Annotated in this window: 16 protein-coding genes and 1 pseudogene; 9 read left to right on the top strand and 8 right to left on the bottom strand. The window is 40.8% G+C overall.

The features are described from left to right. Window positions 1-228, bottom strand: a 228-nt coding sequence (gene tnpA, locus AB6E52_RS17695; protein ID WP_372189967.1) for an IS66 family insertion sequence element accessory protein TnpA, incomplete at its 3' end; no start/stop codon positions are given. Window positions 229-326: 98 nt separating this feature from the next. Between tnpA and AB6E52_RS17690 the strand changes: the two are divergent. Then, window positions 327-515, top strand: a pseudogene (locus AB6E52_RS17690) (ISAs1 family transposase); the annotation flags it as partial. Window positions 516-689: 174 nt separating this feature from the next. On the opposite strand, the gene AB6E52_RS17685 reads toward AB6E52_RS17690, so the two are convergent. From AB6E52_RS17685 to AB6E52_RS17665, 5 genes are read right to left on the bottom strand one after another with little or no spacing between them, the layout of a single operon-like run. Continuing rightward, the gene (locus AB6E52_RS17685; RefSeq protein ID WP_372134485.1) at window positions 690-2522 is read right to left on the bottom strand and encodes a hypothetical protein; all 1833 of its coding nucleotides are present in this window, start codon (window positions 2520-2522) and stop codon (window positions 690-692) included. After that, on the bottom strand, window positions 2515-3357 hold the full coding sequence (locus tag AB6E52_RS17680) for a hypothetical protein (RefSeq protein WP_372134484.1): 843 nt from the start codon (window positions 3355-3357) through the stop codon (window positions 2515-2517). Before AB6E52_RS17680 ends, AB6E52_RS17685 begins: the two co-directional genes overlap by 8 nt. Further along, the gene (locus AB6E52_RS17675; RefSeq protein WP_372134483.1) at window positions 3350-4357 is read right to left on the bottom strand and encodes a TRAFAC clade GTPase domain-containing protein; all 1008 of its coding nucleotides are present in this window, start codon (window positions 4355-4357) and stop codon (window positions 3350-3352) included. Before AB6E52_RS17675 ends, AB6E52_RS17680 begins: the two co-directional genes overlap by 8 nt. A gap of 5 nt (window positions 4358-4362) precedes the next feature. Then, window positions 4363-5493, bottom strand: a complete 1131-nt coding sequence (locus tag AB6E52_RS17670) for a GTPase-associated system all-helical protein GASH (protein ID WP_372134482.1) — start codon at window positions 5491-5493, stop codon at window positions 4363-4365. Further along, window positions 5490-6833: a metallophosphoesterase gene (locus tag AB6E52_RS17665; RefSeq protein ID WP_372134481.1), complete on the bottom strand. Its 1344-nt coding sequence runs from the start codon at window positions 6831-6833 to the stop codon at window positions 5490-5492. The genes AB6E52_RS17670 and AB6E52_RS17665 overlap by 4 nt, the downstream gene beginning before the upstream one ends. A 718-nt stretch (window positions 6834-7551) precedes the next feature. Between AB6E52_RS17665 and AB6E52_RS17660 the strand changes: the two genes are divergently transcribed. From AB6E52_RS17660 to AB6E52_RS17640, 5 genes are all read left to right on the top strand, one after another. Continuing rightward, window positions 7552-8799 (top strand): hypothetical protein, encoded by a 1248-nt coding sequence (locus AB6E52_RS17660; RefSeq protein ID WP_372134480.1) that lies wholly within the window; start codon window positions 7552-7554, stop codon window positions 8797-8799. Between the two features lie 47 nt (window positions 8800-8846). Beyond that, window positions 8847-10181: a hypothetical protein gene (locus AB6E52_RS17655; protein WP_372134479.1), complete on the top strand. Its 1335-nt coding sequence runs from the start codon at window positions 8847-8849 to the stop codon at window positions 10179-10181. Beyond that, window positions 10174-10653: a hypothetical protein gene (locus tag AB6E52_RS17650; protein ID WP_372128590.1), complete on the top strand. Its 480-nt coding sequence runs from the start codon at window positions 10174-10176 to the stop codon at window positions 10651-10653. Before AB6E52_RS17655 ends, AB6E52_RS17650 begins: the two co-directional genes overlap by 8 nt. A gap of 500 nt (window positions 10654-11153) precedes the next feature. Then, window positions 11154-11702, top strand: a complete 549-nt coding sequence (locus tag AB6E52_RS17645) for a hypothetical protein (RefSeq protein ID WP_372128589.1) — start codon at window positions 11154-11156, stop codon at window positions 11700-11702. A gap of 8 nt (window positions 11703-11710) precedes the next feature. Then, entirely contained in the window at window positions 11711-12160 is a 450-nt protein-coding gene (locus tag AB6E52_RS17640) for a type II toxin-antitoxin system YafO family toxin (RefSeq protein WP_102558274.1), read from the top strand. A gap of 96 nt (window positions 12161-12256) precedes the next feature. Here the strand turns inward: AB6E52_RS17640 and AB6E52_RS17635 are convergent, their stop codons facing one another. Next, window positions 12257-12601 carry a hypothetical protein gene (locus tag AB6E52_RS17635; RefSeq protein WP_136987070.1) on the bottom strand — a complete coding sequence of 115 codons (345 nt, stop codon included), beginning with the start codon at window positions 12599-12601 and terminating at the stop codon, window positions 12257-12259. 466 nt (window positions 12602-13067) lie between these two features. On the opposite strand from AB6E52_RS17635, the gene AB6E52_RS17630 reads away from it, so the two are divergent. The 3 genes from AB6E52_RS17630 to AB6E52_RS17620 all read left to right on the top strand — a co-directional run bounded on the left by AB6E52_RS17630 (window position 13068) and on the right by AB6E52_RS17620 (window position 17314). Beyond that, complete coding sequence (locus AB6E52_RS17630; protein ID WP_136987069.1) at window positions 13068-15476, top strand: Ig-like domain-containing protein; 2409 nt, start codon at window positions 13068-13070, stop codon at window positions 15474-15476. A gap of 312 nt (window positions 15477-15788) precedes the next feature. Further along, window positions 15789-16577, top strand: a complete 789-nt coding sequence (locus tag AB6E52_RS17625; RefSeq protein WP_102305763.1) for a serine/threonine-protein kinase — start codon at window positions 15789-15791, stop codon at window positions 16575-16577. Next, window positions 16577-17314 carry a PP2C family serine/threonine-protein phosphatase gene (locus AB6E52_RS17620; RefSeq protein ID WP_102305764.1) on the top strand — a complete coding sequence of 246 codons (738 nt, stop codon included), beginning with the start codon at window positions 16577-16579 and terminating at the stop codon, window positions 17312-17314. The genes AB6E52_RS17625 and AB6E52_RS17620 overlap by 1 nt, the downstream gene beginning before the upstream one ends. 68 nt (window positions 17315-17382) lie before the next feature. On the opposite strand, the gene AB6E52_RS17615 is transcribed toward AB6E52_RS17620, so the two are convergent. Beyond that, on the bottom strand, window positions 17383-19869 hold the full coding sequence (locus tag AB6E52_RS17615; protein WP_136987068.1) for an Ig-like domain-containing protein: 2487 nt from the start codon (window positions 19867-19869) through the stop codon (window positions 17383-17385). Window positions 19870-20212 lie beyond the last annotated feature (343 nt).

The following is a 20212-nucleotide window of genomic DNA, read 5'->3' as shown; positions in this document are numbered from 1 at the left end:
GTTCGCCGTAGCTATCTGGGCCTGATACTTGGTTGTCTTTTCAACGATTTCGGCTCTAACAAATCCGACAGATTCCGATTGGCTTGCTGTTTGGAGTTGACGCCGTTTGGCGAAGAACGTGGATAAACTCAGTCCATGCTCTTCACAAAAAGCGCGTTGGGTAACACTGCTACTTTCATATTGTTCAAACAGTGATTGCCATTCTAGGTTGGTGCGTCGTTTTGCCATTTCAACTCTCCTTTGGGTTGGAGAGATGATCTTATTCTTCGTGCTGAAAGATTAGAATGTGGTGTTCATGACACGCTTACGTTCATGACACGCTTACTCTTGATGTTGTATTCAGAGAAGATGAATTAAAAGTAAAAGACCCAGATGGTGCAGCCCACTTAGCGGCATTTAATCGTGCAGCGTTAAACACGATAAAACAGGATGATAGTGATAAAGATAGCTTGGCTGCCAAACGGAGAAAGTCAGGTTGGTCTGGAGAGTATCGCTCAAAAATTATTTTTGGCTGATATTTAGTCAAAGTAGAATCCCGCCCTGCACTTACGCTAAGCTTAGTTTACGCTATCACTTCTATTTCTGGTCAAGAAGTAAATGACAGAATGCTAAAAACCAAGGAATGGTCTAGGCTCGCAATATTGAAAATCATAAATATTCAACAGTGTGAGCTTGGTCGATATTCTGTGCTATAGGTCGAGAAACCAAAACAGGTTATATTTTTTCTTATCTTTATCTTTATCTTTATCTTTACAAAGATGAACGCCCTCTATTATTTTTGGTGGGAGGTCTACTTGATGCTTAATCGCATAACGTTTAGAGAATGAAATTAACATCTCTAGTAAAGAGCTAGGGATAACTACTTCTAAGCGAAGATAATCACGTAAAGTTTCTCTTAGCTTACTCATATCCATATACATCAAGTCATATGAAGCCAACTTATTACAAGTAACACCAAACACCAACTCTAAAGTATCTAGCCTAGTATTTTCATCGTCTAAGCACAAAATCTCAAACAGCTTCAGTATATTCTCATTACATTTACTAGAGTAAGAGTAAATGTCACATAAAGTGTTATCACTTAACGTAATCAAGTCACTGGCTGTGTAGTTTTTTAATATGAAATCATATAAGCCAATAGATGGATAAGGAAAGCCCTCTTTGATGAATTCTAAAACTTTGGATTTTGAAGTTGTTATCTTCTTTTTGTGAGATAACCTGTCAACATTAAAACCAAACATCACAATATAAATAGACAAACTACCTTTAAGATCTAAACTATCAACATCATTCAATAGCTTTTTCATTAAACCACTTGGTATTTCTCTATAGCATTCATAGTCATTAATAATATCAACACAATATGACTTGGGTAGATTTTCCCAAAACCCAGAATCTGATATTAGGTTTTTATCACCAATTGATGCTAGTTCTATATTACGCGTATGAACCAACTCGGCAACTTCATTACCTGTAAGGTTCTTAATTCCTTTTGAAAAGAAGGCCGGCTTATAGTAAAAATTTGACTCTAAAACTTTTTTAAAAAATCGTATGTCACTTTTTGATATCAGAGCGCCAACTTCTACAATCAGCCTCTCATCAACATCATTTTCTTCTAGTGTTAATATATATTTACTAATCAGATAGGCTAAAGATAGGCTAATATTTCCTTTCGATGCGTTTTTAATAACATTTTTTACTAGTGGGACTGGAGCTCTTCTCCATCTGAGTAAGTAGTCTATTAATTCATCATTTTTATTTTCTCTATACAGTTTCCAAGCTTTATATAATTCAAAAACCCCTCCTTTTCCCCCAGTTAAAGAAGCCCCATACTTCCAATTGAAGTCATGAATAGACGAGTTTTCGATAAAGAAATCTTCTGCCCAATTATCATTTTCATCATTAGTAAATACATAACCACTAATAATTAAACTAAACTTATCAAAGCTTGATGACATTCTATTATTCTTAGGTGCCCATGTTTTAAAAGAGAAGTCTCTTCTCATTTTTGGCCACAATTTACCCCAAATAGAAATAATATCTTCAAATGAAATATGCTCAGAATTAATTGTTACTTGTTCATCATGACTAAACACTCGGCTAAACAATGAAGATAAGTCTTTTTTAGTAACTTTATAATAAGCTGAATCAATATTTATTGGCTCTATAGATTGTAATTCATTAACATTAGCTTGCGTCAAAAACAAAGCTATAAAGTCAAAACAATTGAGACTCTCACGTTGAGCTAATAATGAAAATGGTATAAGTAAACTATGTGTCCATACACAACCTGGTCTGTTAATTTCTTTTGCTACCCACGTTTTTGATAATACGTAAAATCCTGATTCCGCTATAGGATAGCCAGAATAGCAAGGTTTAACTTGATGATGGAACTCTTCACCAGGAGAGTCTGACTCTCTAAGTAGAATATTTTTAGCTTTTACTGACAAGTCAACGGATGAAGCTAGCAACTTATGCCCATTGTCATACCCATGAAATGCTTGATGAATAACGTTACTCATTGGCTAACCAAGAAAGTATTTTTGTAAGGTCACTATGCTGTGTTCCATTTTCTTCTATAACCTTAATCCGATGCGTTGGATCATCTACATCCAAAAGCACATCTTTATGCTCCATAAGGCATCCTCCTTGAGCACTCACGCCAAAGATCTGAAACTCACTAAAGTCAAACCCTGAATTAAGGTATTGATATAAAAGAGGAGTTTGGATTTTCACGAAATCATGAGGTGATTGTTCATTAGGTTTTACGGTATCCCACGCAGAAAGTATTACAGCAACTCGTTTGTTCACATTTCTCATCATAGATGAAGCTTTGAGCAACAGATCTACTGTCTTCGCCTGAGTCGAAGCATGTTTACCAGCATTCCACACCTCCGCTTTCTCAGCTTGTAATACTGTACTCGTGCTTCCACGCAGCATTGAGTTCTCTTCACTGAGGTTTAGAGGTGTAGATATCTGATCTACATGAATAAAGAATGCTAGTGAAGAACATTGATTTAAAAAGCTATAAACTACTGGTGATATTTCATGTTCAGACCATATTGAAGCCCAAGTTTCTCCCGATAAATCAGGCATCTCAACGTTGAACTTGAGATCCGTGGATGAGAGAGTCATTTCTATAGAGTCTTGGCTATCAACTTTGGTTCTCATCATTGGTTCACAATCAACCCATGTATCCGCAAGCAGGTTAAAGAAATGCCGTTGCTCTTGTAGCCCTTCTAGCTTAAGTGCATTACTATCATTATTACTTTCCGCTAAGTAGCTTAATGCCCCTAGAAAAGTTGTTTTTCCTGAAGCTGGTAAACCGCAAAATACTATTTTTTTGTCATCATTCATACATTAATTCTAGGTTATGAAAGCTTCTTTCCGATCTAAAACGAGTGAACTTAATGCGACTCTGAGATCTTTCTGATTGAGTAATTAAGTCCCACAATTCACAAATCGAGTCAGGCTTTTCTTGCTCTTCGAGGAAAGGGCGAGCTGATAAGTGAATGCAATTTAGACTAATAGCATGATCTTGTTGTACCTTTTGACAAATTGCTCCAACTTCTTTCTTACAAAGTTCATCATTCAGAGTACCTTCGACCAAATCATACTTTGTGAGCAACAATATAAATTTATTTTCCTCAAAACTCTGTAGTTGACTAATAAGTGCTTTTATTAAGTTAATGATCTGTCTTTTATATCTATGTCTTTTCGCTTTATCACCTAGAGTACTTGAATCAATCAAGATACATATTAAATCACTTCTGCCTAGCTCACTGTACTGCTTCACCAATCCAACATCATTGAGCATTTCAGAATAGCTTTCACCTGATCTGTCTGCTAGGTAAACATTATGCCTATTATCTGATGAGTCCAATACGGACAGATTATAAAAAGTAACTCCATCAGCAGATGTTGTTCTTGGTGTAGAAACCTCCGTACTATTTGATGTCACACGTGCATGGTGGCATAGCTTTTCAAAGGCATAGATTGAAAGAGAACGTCCAAAACGCACATTTAATTGATTTTTTCGATTGAATACATCGTACAAACTCGAAATTAACGTGGTTTTACCGACTCCTACTGGACCTACAAAAGATATGACCTTGCTCGGGAATGCTTTCATTGTTGAAGAAGCAGCTCCTTCGGAAAGAGGCTTTTGTCCAAAAAACTGTATTTTGTTATCTGGATCAGATGGTTCAACGAAATCATCCTCAGGGCTATCGACTCCTTCAGGTGATATCAACTCCAGATCGAGCCCTTCATTAAAACTAGGGCAGTCCTCTAGAGGTAAGCCATCGATGCAATAGCCATCTACATCATAGTTACAATTGGGGTTTGTGCACTTCATTTACACTATGACCACTTAACAATTAGTAATTCTCGGTACAATTGCAGCGAGAGAGCCCTACTGCAGATCTGAACGTTATAGTCTACCCCTGTAAGTTCTCTCCATTTCGTCTTCCATTTACCATCGCTTGCTAACTTGAGTGATAACAAAATAGGAGTTAATTCATCTATATCAGAAAGGTATTCACTTAGGAGCTCAAATTCATTATTAGTGAAGTTTTCCACCCAATCAGAAAACTGAACATCTCTAGATTCTACACCAAGTTTTGCAGCTACACCTTTTACAGAAGGTAGCTCTGCGTACATCAGTGTTCTTTCAGCTAAGCTAATAGCAATGGATAACATTTTTTTTTCGAGGCTTAGCTCATTATAAGGTTTGTCATAATGCTCAGACCAACCAATAGAAGCTAACCAAAGCACTTCCTGCTCTTCTGCTAGTTTATTCAGTTCTGAATTAATACGTGTCGTTTGTTTTTTGAGAGATATATTCGTTGATAATAGTTGAGAAAAAAGCTCACTTTTTAGAGCAAGTAGAGCATTTTTATTATATGTAGCATGTGCTCCACTATCTTCTAGAGTTTGGAACTCTTTTTCAAACTCTTCACTTTTCTTAAAATGAGAGGAAGCCCCCTTGATATGCTGCTTCTTTCTACGCTTTCTACATAAATTAAATCTCTTTTCAGACACATAAGAGAGAAGGTCAACCCCACCTTTAAATCTCTTTCTATTACTTAAAGAAGCCCCTTGTATTTTAACTAAATTCATACAAACAAAGTCTTCGTCCCAAATGGAGTCATCAAGTAAGAGCTTTAGTGAATAAGATGCCAGAACCTGTAGCTCTTCATCTTTTTGACCTCCACTATTAGAAAACATTACGTCGTCTTTTTTTAACTCAGAACACAATCGTGCAGCAAATTCTGGGTTGTTTTTGAGGTTTCCCAATGCAAGCTTTAAAAGTTCATCAACCCAACTGTCATCCAGATCACCTTTTAAGTCGATGAATAATCGATAAATAGTATTCCATCTAAGTTGGAAGTTATCTCGGTCCAAACCAACCTGTACAGATGACATCCAATCCGCAAAGTCTGAGTTTGGTGTTGGACAAACTTCATCCTCCACCATCGCTATGTCTGTCATATCGCTTTACCTTTCATCATAATAACCTTACAAAGCTGGCTTTCTTTTCCTTGTTCAATGGCTCTTTGAAAAGCAATTTGCTGCTTTTCAACATCTGACACTGCAAGCTCATCTTGGTTTAAAAGAGCACATTCAAGTAAAATTTTATCTTTGCTGCTTCTCTCTAAAAGTCCGAAAACTCTCGAAGCTTCTTTAATATTTATATTGTTGTGTTCAGCTGAATTACAATCTTTGTCTGATGTTTTCTCATCTAAAAGATAATTGCTTCGAGAGTCCCGACTGGCCTCTAAGTTAGATGCTTCTAGCGAATCAGATGAAGACCCAGGCTTAGGAGGAGACTGTGGTTCAAGCACATCTAAAATAATTTCCTTCGAGTAATATCCTTTATGTTCAAAAAATGGCTTAGAAACAAACATTTGAGGATTAGACTCTAACTTCCGAACAACAACCTTAGCTGTGATAGTGCATTTCTTATCACTAGACTGTGTTTGAGATAAATCTATTATGTTGTACCCTGGCTCATAACTAGACTCATGCCTATCAGGGTGAAGGGATATTGATTCTACTTTCAATAAGTTATCAGCATTCCACCACCTAGACCGATGTTTATGGCCAAAAAGTTGAATGTGGACATTGTTGTCGAGAATATCTTCTATCTCATCGCTATCTACTAGCCAATCACAGGGGTGGTGCATCAAAGAAAGATGTATGACTCCAGGAAGTTTCCTAAAGTTAAGTTGGTTCCTACTTAATATTAGTGAACCTCGGCTATCGTTTTTATTAGAAAAAAAGGACGTTGTAATACCTCTTAACTCAACATTAACTCTCTCTGAAAGTTTTAGACTTTTACGCCAAAAAGGAGACGAAGGAGAGATTTGACAACCATAGCGTGAACTGAAATCTATATACTTCTGCATTGGAGAAAAAATGGTAGCATCTGCGTGTTCAGATCTAAACGCCTCGGTAATTCTAGTCTCTCGCTGCCAAACTTGAGTGTTCGACTCAATATTCTCCCTTATCATTCTGGGCAAGAGTTCATCAGCTTTATTTCGGTCAACATCATGGTTGCCGGGAACTACAAAAATCTGATCATTCGAAAGCCCTAGAGCCTCCTTAAGGCTATCTAACCATCTGTGAGCGGCTTGGTATTCACTCTCCTTGCCCGCAAAAGCAATATCACCAGTAATCAAGACGGCATCTACAGCCTTCCCATCAGCCAATATCAAGTCAGCTATATCTCTTTGAACCAAATCCCTGATATGGATATTTTCATCTGTATGATCAAAGTCGCAATCAGGAGAGCGAAGGTGGATATCAGAAAAGTGTATTAGACGGAGCAAAGGAGTCTCACTATAAGCGTAAACAGATTAAGTCTAGTGAGTTTCCCAAATACTCCAAAAATACACAAGGTTGCATTGAAACTTAGTAGATATTAATCAAATTTTTTTACCCCAGGTCCAAGTGCCACTTTTTACTTTCACGACAGACTTCGAGTTTCCTATCCACATACCCTCCAACCTTGAGCTCGAATGGATTATCAAATGTAAAGAACCGGAGTATCCCAACGGATCTTTTTTATCAAACCATTCTCCAATTACTTGATCCCTATCAATTTTTGCAAACAACACGTATGTTGCAGAGCCCGACTCAAATTCTGAGTAACAATAATTACCAAACTGCCTTATTTTCGAACTACTAGATGTTGAATTAGACTGCGAGAACCTATCACTTTCAACATCCCATGCTTGATGCCACTCCCCTTTCAATAAAGGTGGATTTTGTCTAAACAAAGAGCGAACGGGGAGAAAGTGAAGATATTTGACAGCATAGACGGCAAGCCGTAAGTCCAAAAGTAGTTTTATTGATAGAGCTAGTACGAGAGCTACTGTTGTGTTGAATATAAGATTAAAGTCTAGGGATATTTCCATAAGATGATACGCTAAGCCAATAATAGCTAGAATAGTATGTGTATTTAGTTATATATACTATTAAAAGTTCACAACCCTTCAACTGCTTGTGCTTAATAGTATTTTGATAGTAGCACTAAGGTGTAATTACATGTTCCGCCTGTCTGCGAACATGAGAGCTCGTGCTTTGCATGCCAAAGGGTACGACAGTGTTGGTTTTGGCAGAATTGCACTTCAACCTAATGTGTTGAAACCTCGCTACTTGGAGAAGTTAGTCAGACTTTTTGCTCAGTTATCGATTCTTTCAGAAAACAGGGCTGCAGAGTTCCGTCAACTTATTGCCGAAGGCAAAGAGGATACACATCCCGGCATTGTAGAGATCCAAAATGATGTGACGTTGGATGCGCAAGCGAGACGTGGTTATTTGGCTATGTATAAAGCTCAAGCGGTGAATCCACAAATCAAACTATTCTCTGAACGTCACGCAGTGTACCTAAGCTATCGCTGGGGCATTGACGGTATAGCAAGCCTTCCGTTTAGACCACTTGCTATCTGGCGTGATCTTCACTTAAGACCTGAGTCATGGATTCCGTTTCCGAAAACCAATGCAGAGTGGGAAGCGGAAACGGGGAAGACCATCAAGTTAGTTGACCTGCAATATCCTCTCCCTGAAGCAGTAATGATGCCTGTGTTCAAAAAAGAGGAACCGAACCATTATGTGGCCAACCACCGTGCGCTGCTGTCGTATTGGCGACGCCCGATTGATACCTCGGATATCACTAACGAAGCAGGCTTCAACAATTGCACGCTCGAGCGTAATCCCCAACACAATACGCCAGTCAAAGTGGAAATGTCGGTTTCACATTCATTCAATGACACGCAAGTTGACGATGGCCAGTATCAGTTGAGTGCAAACATCAAAGGTGAAGTGCATCTGGTCGATATCGGGTCTGTTACCTTTGGTACGCCCGAAATGGGGAAGGTACGCATTGACGGAAAATTGGTATCGAAGTCTTTTGAGTCAGAGTATCTATCTACCACGTTCACTGAGTTGGCCACTAATCGCATCAACAATGTAATGGAAGCGATCTCCGATAAATTAGTTCAACGTGAGTTCGTAAGCTTACAATCTGCCCAGCAATTCGTGAACAAAGCCCTCGCTACTGAGTTTCCTTCAAAGAAACCGACTTTACTTACTCATTCTATCCCGTATTTAAAAAGTGCGGTGCTAGGTGTGGCGTATAACGAGAAACCGAGAAAGGTGTCAGCAAAAGCCCATTTCACAAAGCGAGTAGTACGAACTCAAAATGGTAAGCTTACGAAATCGAATACCCGCGTTAAATTCTATCCATTGTCAGTAGATTCGCGCTTACATCTTGCCCATGCCAATATAAGTTAAATGGCCTTAATGTTGACTTTGGGTATGCATATGAAAAAGAAGTTAGCGTGCAAACTGAGCTCATTAACTGCCATGGAGAGCTGGTGGATGGTGCAAAAATCGCCGTCACCGAACAGTCCATAGAGATGTTTAAGAGACTGGGTGGCTTTGAACGTGCATTGGATGTACATGATTCACATTTAGCTCGTGCGCTCCGTCATCGTGGCCCAGTAAGAAAGTTTATATCAACGTGTCCAGCTGAAATGTTGAATACGATGGGGGGCGTGGTCGTGTCACCTTCATATATCGCTAAGTACCGTGAACTTCTCAAGCGTACTCAATTGTTCGCAGAAATCGGCGCTTTGGACTATCAATCAATGTCTGTTGAGGAAATCCAAAAACAGCCTTGGGCTATTACCATGAAGCAACACAGGATGGATAAAGTGGGTGTACTTCGTGTTGTGCGTGAACTAAGAAATAAGCAAAGGAAGCAGGTAAAGGCGGCTTTGCATGCGGGAACGCCACATCAAGAGTCACTGCTTCAGGTTCAACAGTTGTTTAATCTTGCTCACCAATATGTGGAAGAAGGGTTTGATACGTTATCTACATCGATATTTAACGTCCAGTTTAATACTCACGAGATTAGTCACACTCAAAGGGCAGCGGCATACAAAGCATGGTTACTGCTCAATCAAGATGCGCTGTCTTCATTTAATGAATTGCAACGCATGGCGCTGACCCCATCGCAAAGGAACCATCTTTGTGTGGATGCGTCTTTTCTAACACGCCTTGCTACTGTTACAGAAAAAGCAATGAGCGAACTGAGTAAAACTGCCATAGGAGTTGTTCAAAAGTGGCAGCCGATGGTTCAAGCGGTTCAGTCAATACGCGATAAAATTGAAATCGCAGAGAAGTCAGGTGTAGACGAAACACAAAACCGCGATCATCACCTTGAGATGTATAAACTAGCGATTACTCAATATCATCCACAGTCAGCTGGTGCGTTATTTGAACCGTCAGCGTCTCACCTACGACCTAATCTAACGAATCTCAAGTTGATGCTAGAAAAGCAGCTTGAGAAAATGCACAATGCAACCGAGTGGTATACTGACTTAGCACATAGCATTTCAGTTGAGAGCGCGACCTTGAAGAGCAAAGCGGTGTCTAAAGTCGATCTCTCAACCCGTCTTACCTATTGTGCAAACTTATCAACCGCTCCTACAAACAAGCCTGTAGCACAGTCACTCGAAGTGCCAGTCATTGTGAATGATAATCTGGTGTTGGAGAGAGTGTTGGAGACTAAGCCAACAGCCAAGCCGGTCAAGCGGGCTGCAAAGAAATCGAACGCTCTAGAAAGCATGCTTGCTTACCAATCGAAACAAGAGGTCCTGGGACATGTCTAGCTATCAAATGGAAAATGATATCGCCTTGGTAGCGAACGTCGGTCATATTTCGATTTCACGCCTCAAAAATTGGTGTAAGACTGCCCCAGAAAAAGCGATGTTGTTTGATACCGCTTGTTCCGCAATCTTATTCCAACCGGAAACGTATGAAGCCGTCCAACAACAAGCGATCAGTTTATCAATCTCTAATCACCACGAAATTCACCGTCTTTTAGGTATTCCCAATAAGGTTGAGCGTCTAAGTGGGTTTGCTGTGCCTGTGAATACGCTAAGACGCTGGATGACGGACAATCCTCATACCTATATAGCCGCAGTTATCGGCATACAGCAATTGATCATTCGCCAGCATTGCGATGCCACTGTCTCCCAAAAACTGTACAAAAAAATTGGTTTATCTTTTTCAGAGCAGTGCAGTCTCTTCGTGGCCAATGCTGACGCGGTTGGTAAGCTGATTAAGGGATTGAAACTATAACGACATCGTTTAAATAGATTTAGCGCCCATTTAATGGCGAGGTTCCATCGCTATTTTGGAAACTTTTATGTGCCACCAGCCACTCAAACGAATTTACAAAACACTCACAGAAATTCAGAGACATTGAAGAAGGTTAACGGTAATATGCGATCCTAATCACACTTATTGTATAATGTTAGACTTGCTTTAAGACGATATCCCTTTGATTTTCCCTAAACTATCCCTAGAACCGCTCTGAATCGCTTCCTAAAGCGTAATGATGGTTTGGGTTAAATCTGCGATGTCATTATTGCAACTGTTGCACTAAGCGTCATATGCGCAGCATATGGGTATATGTGGTTAGATTTTAATCATTATGGGCTGATTGTTAGCAATATTGAATGGTTGTATTCTGGTCTTGGACATGGATAATTCCGGTCCCGTGAAATGAGCTAGGTTTATCACCTCTCTATATTTACTCCTATAATGTTTTTGAGGTCACAATGAAGAAGAGGCTAATTATGAGTGCAAGTATTCTTGCTGCGCTCGGTGGCAATGCCAGTGCGTCGATGGGCGATACTGTTGCTAAAGCTATGGATCTTCGTCTAGAGACAATTGAGTGTAAAGATAACCAACGCCATATTTCGGCTGAAAGCTTAGAAATGGCTATGTCTATCATTGCAAAACTCAACACTCAAACTAAACAGCTTAGAGAAGTTTACAGTGAGATTGAGCAATCAGAAGTACCTGAGAGCTATTTTGATAAAGTAACTATCGATGAGCTGGTGGTCGCAGACGGTTATATCCGTGGTTTTGAGATGATTCTTAAAGCGCAACACGAAAGCCTAAGTCGTCGTGCAACGGCGTATGAGCAACCAGCGGTTGAAACAGCAAAACAAATTCGTAAGGCTACAGCGAAGCTACGCCGTGCCGTTGGTGATTTAATGTCGATCGAACGCCAACTCCAAGTGGCTTCGATAGGTAAATATGAGACTAGCTTTGAGATGACTTCTGATAAAGTTGCAAAACTCAAAGCGGCGACACAAGCGACTGTCTCTAATTATCACTAGGGGAACGCATGAAAAACGTCACCCCATCCCCTCGATTTGAACAAGAAATCAAAGCACAAGGTTTCAATGACGTTGAAGCTTTGTGCAAAGATATCGCCCTTCACTTAAGTTACGACGATGATCTATCGGTTCAATATCTTGGCCGTGTTGCAAGTCTAGCCTATCCGACAGACGCTGAAGATGCAGGGTTGGGGCATATCCACTTGTGGGACCCGAGCAGTCCATGGTTTGACAGCGCCAAACAAGGCAAATGGAATCGAGCACGACGTCAATTCGATAGAACGAGTGACACTTGCATTGTGTATTCTAGTCATTGGGAAAATGAAGACGAAATCCTTTTACTTGGTGTAGCAAATCCTTGCCACACAGATAAGGCGAAAGGTAAATTCTCAAAGCTTTTTGATAACAATTTCATGGAATATTTTCTAGAGGAAGGGTTGAAGTTCAACGACCTGTAATCCCCCTGCCAGCTCAACATCAGCTGGCATTCATTCTATTTGGTATACCACCAATCCTTCGTGTTCATTGAACAACAAAGAGCGCCCCCTTGTTAGTTATACTTCGATTTTCAATTGTTTGTTGCGGTTCCTAGCTTTGAAATTAACCGTTTCAGAGATTTCAATAACGACCTCATCACAACGTTCATTGTGAAGTCTTGCTGGTGGAAATTTGATGGGCTTTCCTATGTTCTCAAGATACTGAAATGTATCATTTTTTATCTCAATCGCCTGTTCTGCAATAGAAGGTGAATGAACCACACCGTTACGTAGAATTTCTTCCGTTTCGCAAACCCCCAAATCAAAAGCCTCTATCAACATGCTTGCTGTTTCCCATGTTATTTCTCCGACTTCTGCCGCAGCAATCCAAGTCGAGTGATATCGAAGTATAGTTTTTTTCATATTGAGTAAAGTACTTGGTCAATCTTCCATACTGACAACGATGGAGATGGAATATATTCCTGTAGTACTGTCTGTCATTGTCGGAATTAATGTCTTTATGTTTATCCTAAAGTTTGAGCGTAAGCCTATAGACTCACAAACTACTGGGTCAAAGCCCGTTACCAGTACGACGACTGACACTGACTGATCTCGAAGCCCATCCGATTAAGTTAAACGTACAATACACCTTCTCTACCTCGAAAATGAATGGCGAGACTGACGGCGTTGGTCTTTCTTGTCATTCATTTAACCAAGCCTAGCGCGGTAGCCAATCTTCTCCCTTTACCTTCAGTTACGTAAAACAATCACTGAAAATCATGCCATTAATTGGAATTTCTATGTACCACAGAAGATAACATCGGTGAGATGGCCGATGCCTTTGTTTCGACCATAGACCGCATGGCTGACTTTGAAAGGTACAGAGAAAATGAAGACCACACTAAAGCTCTCCTTAATGACAATGATTTTAGGGCTAACGAATGTTCCAATCGCTTCGGCTGCGCTAGAACAAGTTTCATTTACCGATACGAGTGGCAACCCTAAAAGCGTCGATGGCCGTGAATTGAACATGGTCAACATAAGAGACACGCTGACCCTTAAGATTTCATCTGGTTTGGATAGAAAAATTCAGGTTCGACTGCAACATGGTTCAGGTCTAGTTGAAAGTCAGTTGACCGCTGTCATAAATATCCATGATCGACTGAACATAGACGGCAAGGATTTCTACGGTAAGGAAGTGGTTCTCAGCAAGGTGCCTCAAAACGAAGGGGAGTACACCGTTGTTGTGGAATACCTAGATTTATCCAATGCAGTCGTCTCAACGGAATCTTATACATTTGTGCAAGACACGATTAAGCCGGTGATCAGTGGGCAGTTCGTTCACATTCTCAATGCATATTATGGTCACATCGATAATTTTGGGAACACAGGGACAACGAAGCAGCTTGAAGTGAGTGACATTAGTGACAACAACGGCATCTCACGAGCCAGATATTGGGTTAAGCAACCAGATGGTTCCAAGAAATACAAAGACGTTGAATATAATCTAGAAAGAAAAACCGTGATTGTGGCGGGGTCTATCGCGGCCACCACTGGTGCGGGACTTGTCCCTGCGCCCGGATATTACCAATTTGGAATCGATGTTTATGATACATCAGGTAATGTAAGTACCCTTGCTCGATCGTCACATATGGACTTTACTTGCCCAGCCACCAGCTCCAATAAGATTGAAGTACGTAACGCGCAATCTGGCGTTTGGGAATCGTACTACTCAGGTATGACGATATACAGCAACCCAGTCTCGATTAGATATGGCCGCTTACTCTCACAATTTGCTACTAATGACTCCCCTTATGGTTGGAAGAAACTCAATCATATGGTCAGCAACACAGACTCTACGTATGCGTATTACCAGCCGACCATTAACTACCCTCAAATGTACAGCTACTTCCATTTTTATACGGAATCGGGTCATTACTGTTCGACTTATCGATATCGTGATTTGAATTTCAACCTCGCTGCGGGGGTTGATATGGCACCGAAATTTACGGGGGTGTGGCACAAAACCAATTTATCAAGTGAGTGGATCACCAATGACAGACCGAAAACGAATGTTCCCTATACAATCAATGCCGTGCGAGTATTCGTTGAGCCACGTAGTTATCGACAAAAGCTCACCATAACCGCTGGCGGCTCATGCTACGTGAACCCCGGCGCGACATCATGCGATATCAGTACGAACTATATTTACGCCACAGGGCGCGGTTATATCCCATATTCTATCTATACCGCTAAAGAAGACGGCTCGATGAACATTCACGGCGGTTACTTATATACATATTGGGATTTCAATCCAATCGCCATTCGCTCTATTCATTATGACGGAGCCGCACAAAACATTACGATGCAAACGTATGATGCCGATACTGTTTTTGATTGGCGGTCTTCCATGTGGCGATATAGCTCCATTTCGGCAACGGCCAACATTGGAGCCGGTCCACAAGACATCCCTGTCTCTCATACAAATCAGATCGACTTGCAGACATACGATTTCAGCTTCGATGTGTCTGCTCTAGATGTTGAAATGAATGTGCCTTTTGTATTTAAAGTCATTGACTCGTATGGCAACGAAACCAACCGCGTTGAAACGTTCACGATTGATACTGTGAAGCCCAAGATACAGGTTATGTATTCAGGCGAAGCATTACCCGAGGTGTTGAGTGATATACGTGATCTTGAAATCCATTTGGAAGATTTCAGTGAGGCTGTGCCGACTAGTGTGCAACTGTTGGGATCTGATGCTGAAGAGAATGTCTATCTGGCGGTGCTATCTCATGGTGATGGGCTGTTTCGTGTAGCGAAGCCCAAAATATTCCCCACGCTCAATTATGAGGAAGGAGAAAGGTACAAGCTAATTATTACCGCTGAAGATGAGCAGAAGAACGTACAAAACAAAGAAATATCCTTTGGATATGAGCCAGATAACCTGATTGTTGTTGAGGCACAACCTTACGTACCTGCAAACCAAGCTTTGTATGATGTTTCATCAAATGCACTGGCTCGAATTTACACCGAAGATCCGCTCATAATTGAAGGTGGGCAACGTGCAACTGGTCCACAAACAGCGGAAATCAGTAACCGTAAGGATTCGGACTTCGCTATCTCGATTGTGGCGGATACGGGTATTGTGAATGTGTTACCAGGCGAAACCAAAGCGGTGATGGTAGATCTTGGGCCTGCAGGTGACCTCTTGGAAGTTGAAGTGTTTCCGTCTGAGCGAATGGAAGGTACGGCTCAATTTATGTTCTCTATACCGTCCCTCAGTACTATTTACTGACGATTAACAGGGCGAAGCGATTAGATATTCTCACGCGCCTTTACCGCCCCTGTTCATGCTTATGTGAACAGGGGCTTCTTCGTAATAACCGTTGATGATTTATGTTTCTGAGATATGCCTAAATGTGGGAGAGTACTAATGTCTCATACCAAGCAGAAATTATCCGAAATCAAAAAAGCGGATATCACTGCTGTAAGGTGAACTATGTAATCTCGCCCTCTTATTTAAAATGTTGTATTCTCACGGCAACTATATGATTTGTATATTAATAAACCTGTCAATAATTGATGGACAACGTTTTGAGGTCTATTCGTGTTATCTATCGCGAACTATAAATTTACAACTGTTGAACCTTTAGGCGAAGGCGGTTTTGGCTTTGTCGAAAAAATCGAGCTTGTCAGAAACTACAAAGAAGGTGAACAACCTAATCAATATGCGCGTAAGGTTTTGGCTCCAAAGAACGATCTTAAAATGTTTAAAGAACGATTTAAGCGTGAGGTTTTCAGTCAGAATAAATGTGAACACAAGTATGTCGTTGATATCTACCTCGCAGATCTAGACTGTGATTCACCTTACTTTATTATGGAACTTGCAGATTGTGACTTGGCGGATCTCATTAAAGCAAATGAACTAAGTGAGCAAGACAAACTCGATGTCATGATTATGACGTGTAAAGGTTTACAACATATTCATAGTAAAGGTTACCTACATAGAGACATCAAGCCATTTAATATTCTGAAGTTTTCACATGATAAGTACATACAATTGAACGGTGAGGTAACACCAGATGTCTTCTATAAGATTTCAGACTTTGGTTTAATTCGAAAAACCGATCCTGACCCAACATCTGAGGTTCTAACTTCTTTCGGAACCATTCTTGGTACTACGAGATACTGTGCTCCAGAATTGATGTACTCAGGCATCTACACGCATCAAACGGATATTTTTGCTTTAGGTAGAGTGTTTGAAGAGTTGGACGTTCAAGATAAACATTTGCAGAAAATAATTGCAAAATGTGCTGATTTCCAAGCACGCACTCGATATACGAATATTGATCTCGTTTTGGAAGATATAACCAACGTTGTTGAGGTTGTCGAATAATGCTAAAGCTAAAGGAATGTAGTAGTTTCACTCATGCTAAATCTGATAAAAGAGTAAACCAAGATTCGATCCTTACCCCCACTAGGTGTGATGATGGTTTTCTTTTTGCAGTGGCCGATGGAGTTGGTTCTTACAAGGGCTCTGATTTAGCTTCAATGGCTGCTGTTGAGTATTTAGAGAAGTCTCATCTGTCCAAGGCTCGTTTACTTTCTCCAGATTTATTCGAAGGTATCTTAACGAACGTTAAAGTGCTGTCTAACTATGACCCTGAATATGAAGTGGCTTCAACAACACTCACTTATGCATACGTAAATTCAACCGAAATAATAATTGGTCATATTGGCGATTGTCGAGCTTACGTAAAGCAAGGAAACAAGTTGGTCCAACTAACTAAAGATCATACTCAGCATCAAATGTTGATCGATCAGAAGTTATATACGAAGGCCCAATTGAAAAACGCAACAGGGAAAAACCTAATCACAACAGCTATATCTCAAGTTGTACCAATGAAACCTGAGTTTTTCAGCTTTAAAGTTTCTGATTACGTTGATGACCTACAGAATTTAACTATTTATCTGATGAGTGATGGCGCACATGCGTACTGGGAGGAAAACCCTAGATTCTCACCGAACACCATGAAAAATGTCACAAAATTATCTAACAGCTTATTACGTCGTATTGAACGGAAAGGCGCAAAAGACGATTATACGCTCGTTGCATGTACATTTTCTGTTTAGTTAAACAATTAAAGGAGCGTCAAGCTCCTTTTTTATTACGAACGTACTGCTCTGGACGCACCAGTACCTCAATCGATATACGCTGAACTGAGTTGCGGCAAATTAAACAGAAAATCGGCTTGTCCATTGTTGTTATCTGAAACCGGATAGACTTCGACATATAGGGGGTCACCATTGCCTAAGTCGATTACGATGTCCTTCGTTTCTCCCGGAGTGACTTCAACCCAACCGTTTTTAGTTTGAATTCGAATAGGGAAGTCCGAGGAGGCATTGTTGGTGATTTCACCCTGCTGGTCACCCGTGGCCAACATACTGTTTTCGAGTGTGAGTGCTCGCTCTGTCAGGATGATCGCCATTGGTTTACCATTTGATAAATACAGCGGTGTATTACTTTGCGACGCTAAATAGTCAATGGTGTCCATGACAATCAAGTTTTCGGGCTTGTAACTGAAACTTCTGAGTATTGAGTTGGTATTACTAAATTCGTCTGCAGCAACGACCGATAACGAATAGATTTCATTTTCATCAAGCGTGGGGAAGAGTTTAGGTAATTCGAGTTGATAGGTTTGGCTGTTTACTGTTTCTTCAATAAGTGAGTATCCAAGCTGATAGTCAATGTCATAACGAGAACCACGTAATGAGACAGTAATGTCATTGATGCTAGAGCTGTCAGAAACGGTAAAGGTCACTTTTCTCAAATCGGTCACCTGATCTGATAAAGTGCTTCCATCATAACCCATGAGTATCGATGGAGCGGTCTTGTCACTGACGTAAGTGACGGCATGTTTACGAGTGTCTGGACCGTGGCGCTCTCTTGCATAGACGTAGACTTCATGAGTCCCCTCTGGTAGCTCGGTTAGATTATATTGGCCTTCAAAAGTCGTGCTGTTGACCGTTGAGTTAAATCGCGAGACATTGAGCTTGTTTCCATCGGCATCTTGCAGTTCATATCTATCCATGTAAATCCTATTTTGGTAGCACGTATGGCATGTAAGCTCGACGCGAACCGATAAGACCTTGGTATCTTCATTAAATGAGGTTTCCTCTACAGATGGATAGTACCTATCATTGTATGATCCAACGGGGTACGTAGGGTTACTCGATAAAGTCTGGTCTTCACTACGTACAGTGAAGCTACTGTGATAATAAGCCGATCCACCAGCTGTCATTGTCCAAGGTGAGCTTAGGATAACATCACATACATCTTGCCCTGTCGGAACCGAACATGAATGCCCTGCGTGATAGGCAATTTGAGGATAACTTCTAGCATTTACAAAAAGTCGTATGCGTTCGATCTGTACTGGCAGTTCATCATTGTACACACGTCGACTCCATGACCCCCAATCTTGTGTATCCGAATAATAGTATTGCCCATATCTCGGGACAGGAGTTTGTCGGGCGCTATCTGAGAGTGTTACACTATAAAGACTTGGCCCAGTCACATTCCGGTAATGCGCTTGGTTTCGCCATGATATACCGATGGCTCCAGCGGGTGAGGTATCGACAAAATATATAAACCCGTCACCTCTGTCTGTGTATACGGCGTTAGCTCCAGAAGCCCAGATTCCCCCCGCATTGTCGAAGCTCCCAGAATCATCGCGAAAATTCCAATCTGCTACACGGTATAAGACCGTTACGGGATTGGTATCTACCTCCATGTCGCGCACATAAGGTTGAAACCCGGTTAATCCGCCAATTACATTGCTACTCCCTGGAACCAAGACACCAACAGCCTCTAGTGTGTCCGTTCGTAACGAGTCCCAATACACATCTTGATAGGCGGTATAGGTGACATTACCGGCCTTGTCCGAAATCTTTGTTCGCGTTTGGAATCGATCAATCGCATTACCAACTGGGAATAGAGTAGAGTTCGCTGAAAGGTTTATTTCAGCAGATAGTTTTGACTCAGTGTAGGCAAGGCTCTTCGATTTATATGGAATACGATTGTCTTCGGCGTCGAAGGTGAAGGTTTCCATCTCAATGTTATCAATGCCCGATGTATCGGAGACATTTTTGACTTCAACGATGGTTGAGGTATAGGAACCCATTTGAGCTGATAAATACCAGCTTCCGGCAGGCAGCATTGAGTTTACATAGCCGCCATACATGTATTTTACTGACATATCATCAGAGGCTGGTGGCGTGACATCCCTAATGATGTTCGTGGTTTCTGAATTAACCACCTCTCCATCTAGTGACAGCGTTTGCGCCTGAACGGTAAAACTGCCTTCTGAGGGAATAGAAACGTTAAGTAATGAACCGAAATACTCACTATTGAATGGAGACTGTGAATCATTGACCGTGATCACGTTACCCGTGCTGTTGGTCACAGCAACGCCGTTCTGAAGAATATTGACTCGGATGCGACGATCTAATCCCGCACTAACATGAACCCCTAATTGGCCGACGTTATTAATTAACGTGGATTCGGCAGTGTTCGTTTTTACAAGCTTGGATATGCCGAGTGTATCGGTGAACTCGAACCCCTCGATTGCTGAATGCGCTAACCCAGAAGCGGTAAGACAAATTGAAAGAAAACATAATCGAAATTTCATACTTGACCTATTTAAATCAAAGTGAATTAGATTGATGTTATCAAGAGTGACTTAACAGGAATTCAAATAAAGGAAGAAATTACGGTGATTGATTGACGATGGTGCTTTAAAAAAAAGAAAAGGGCTCGTAATGAGCCCATTCTCGCTCTTGAAACCCCTTCCAAGAGACTTGTGCTCGCAAGACCTCTCCTGCAAGACTTCAATCCGAGGATTGACCTTCTGGAACCCCTTCCAGTCGGATTTGTATGGAGGAACTAAGAATAAACTTATGTCATTCACTCGTTCAAAATTAGTATACACCAGAAAGATTAAATGTTTAGAAAAACAAACCTACTTAAAAAGT

This window comes from Vibrio sp. 10N.247.311.13 (assembly GCF_041467595.1).
Lineage (GTDB): Bacteria > Pseudomonadota > Gammaproteobacteria > Enterobacterales > Vibrionaceae > Vibrio > Vibrio crassostreae_C.
The sequence above is the reverse complement of the archived record's forward strand: the minus strand, read 5'-3'. Positions and strand labels throughout refer to the sequence as shown.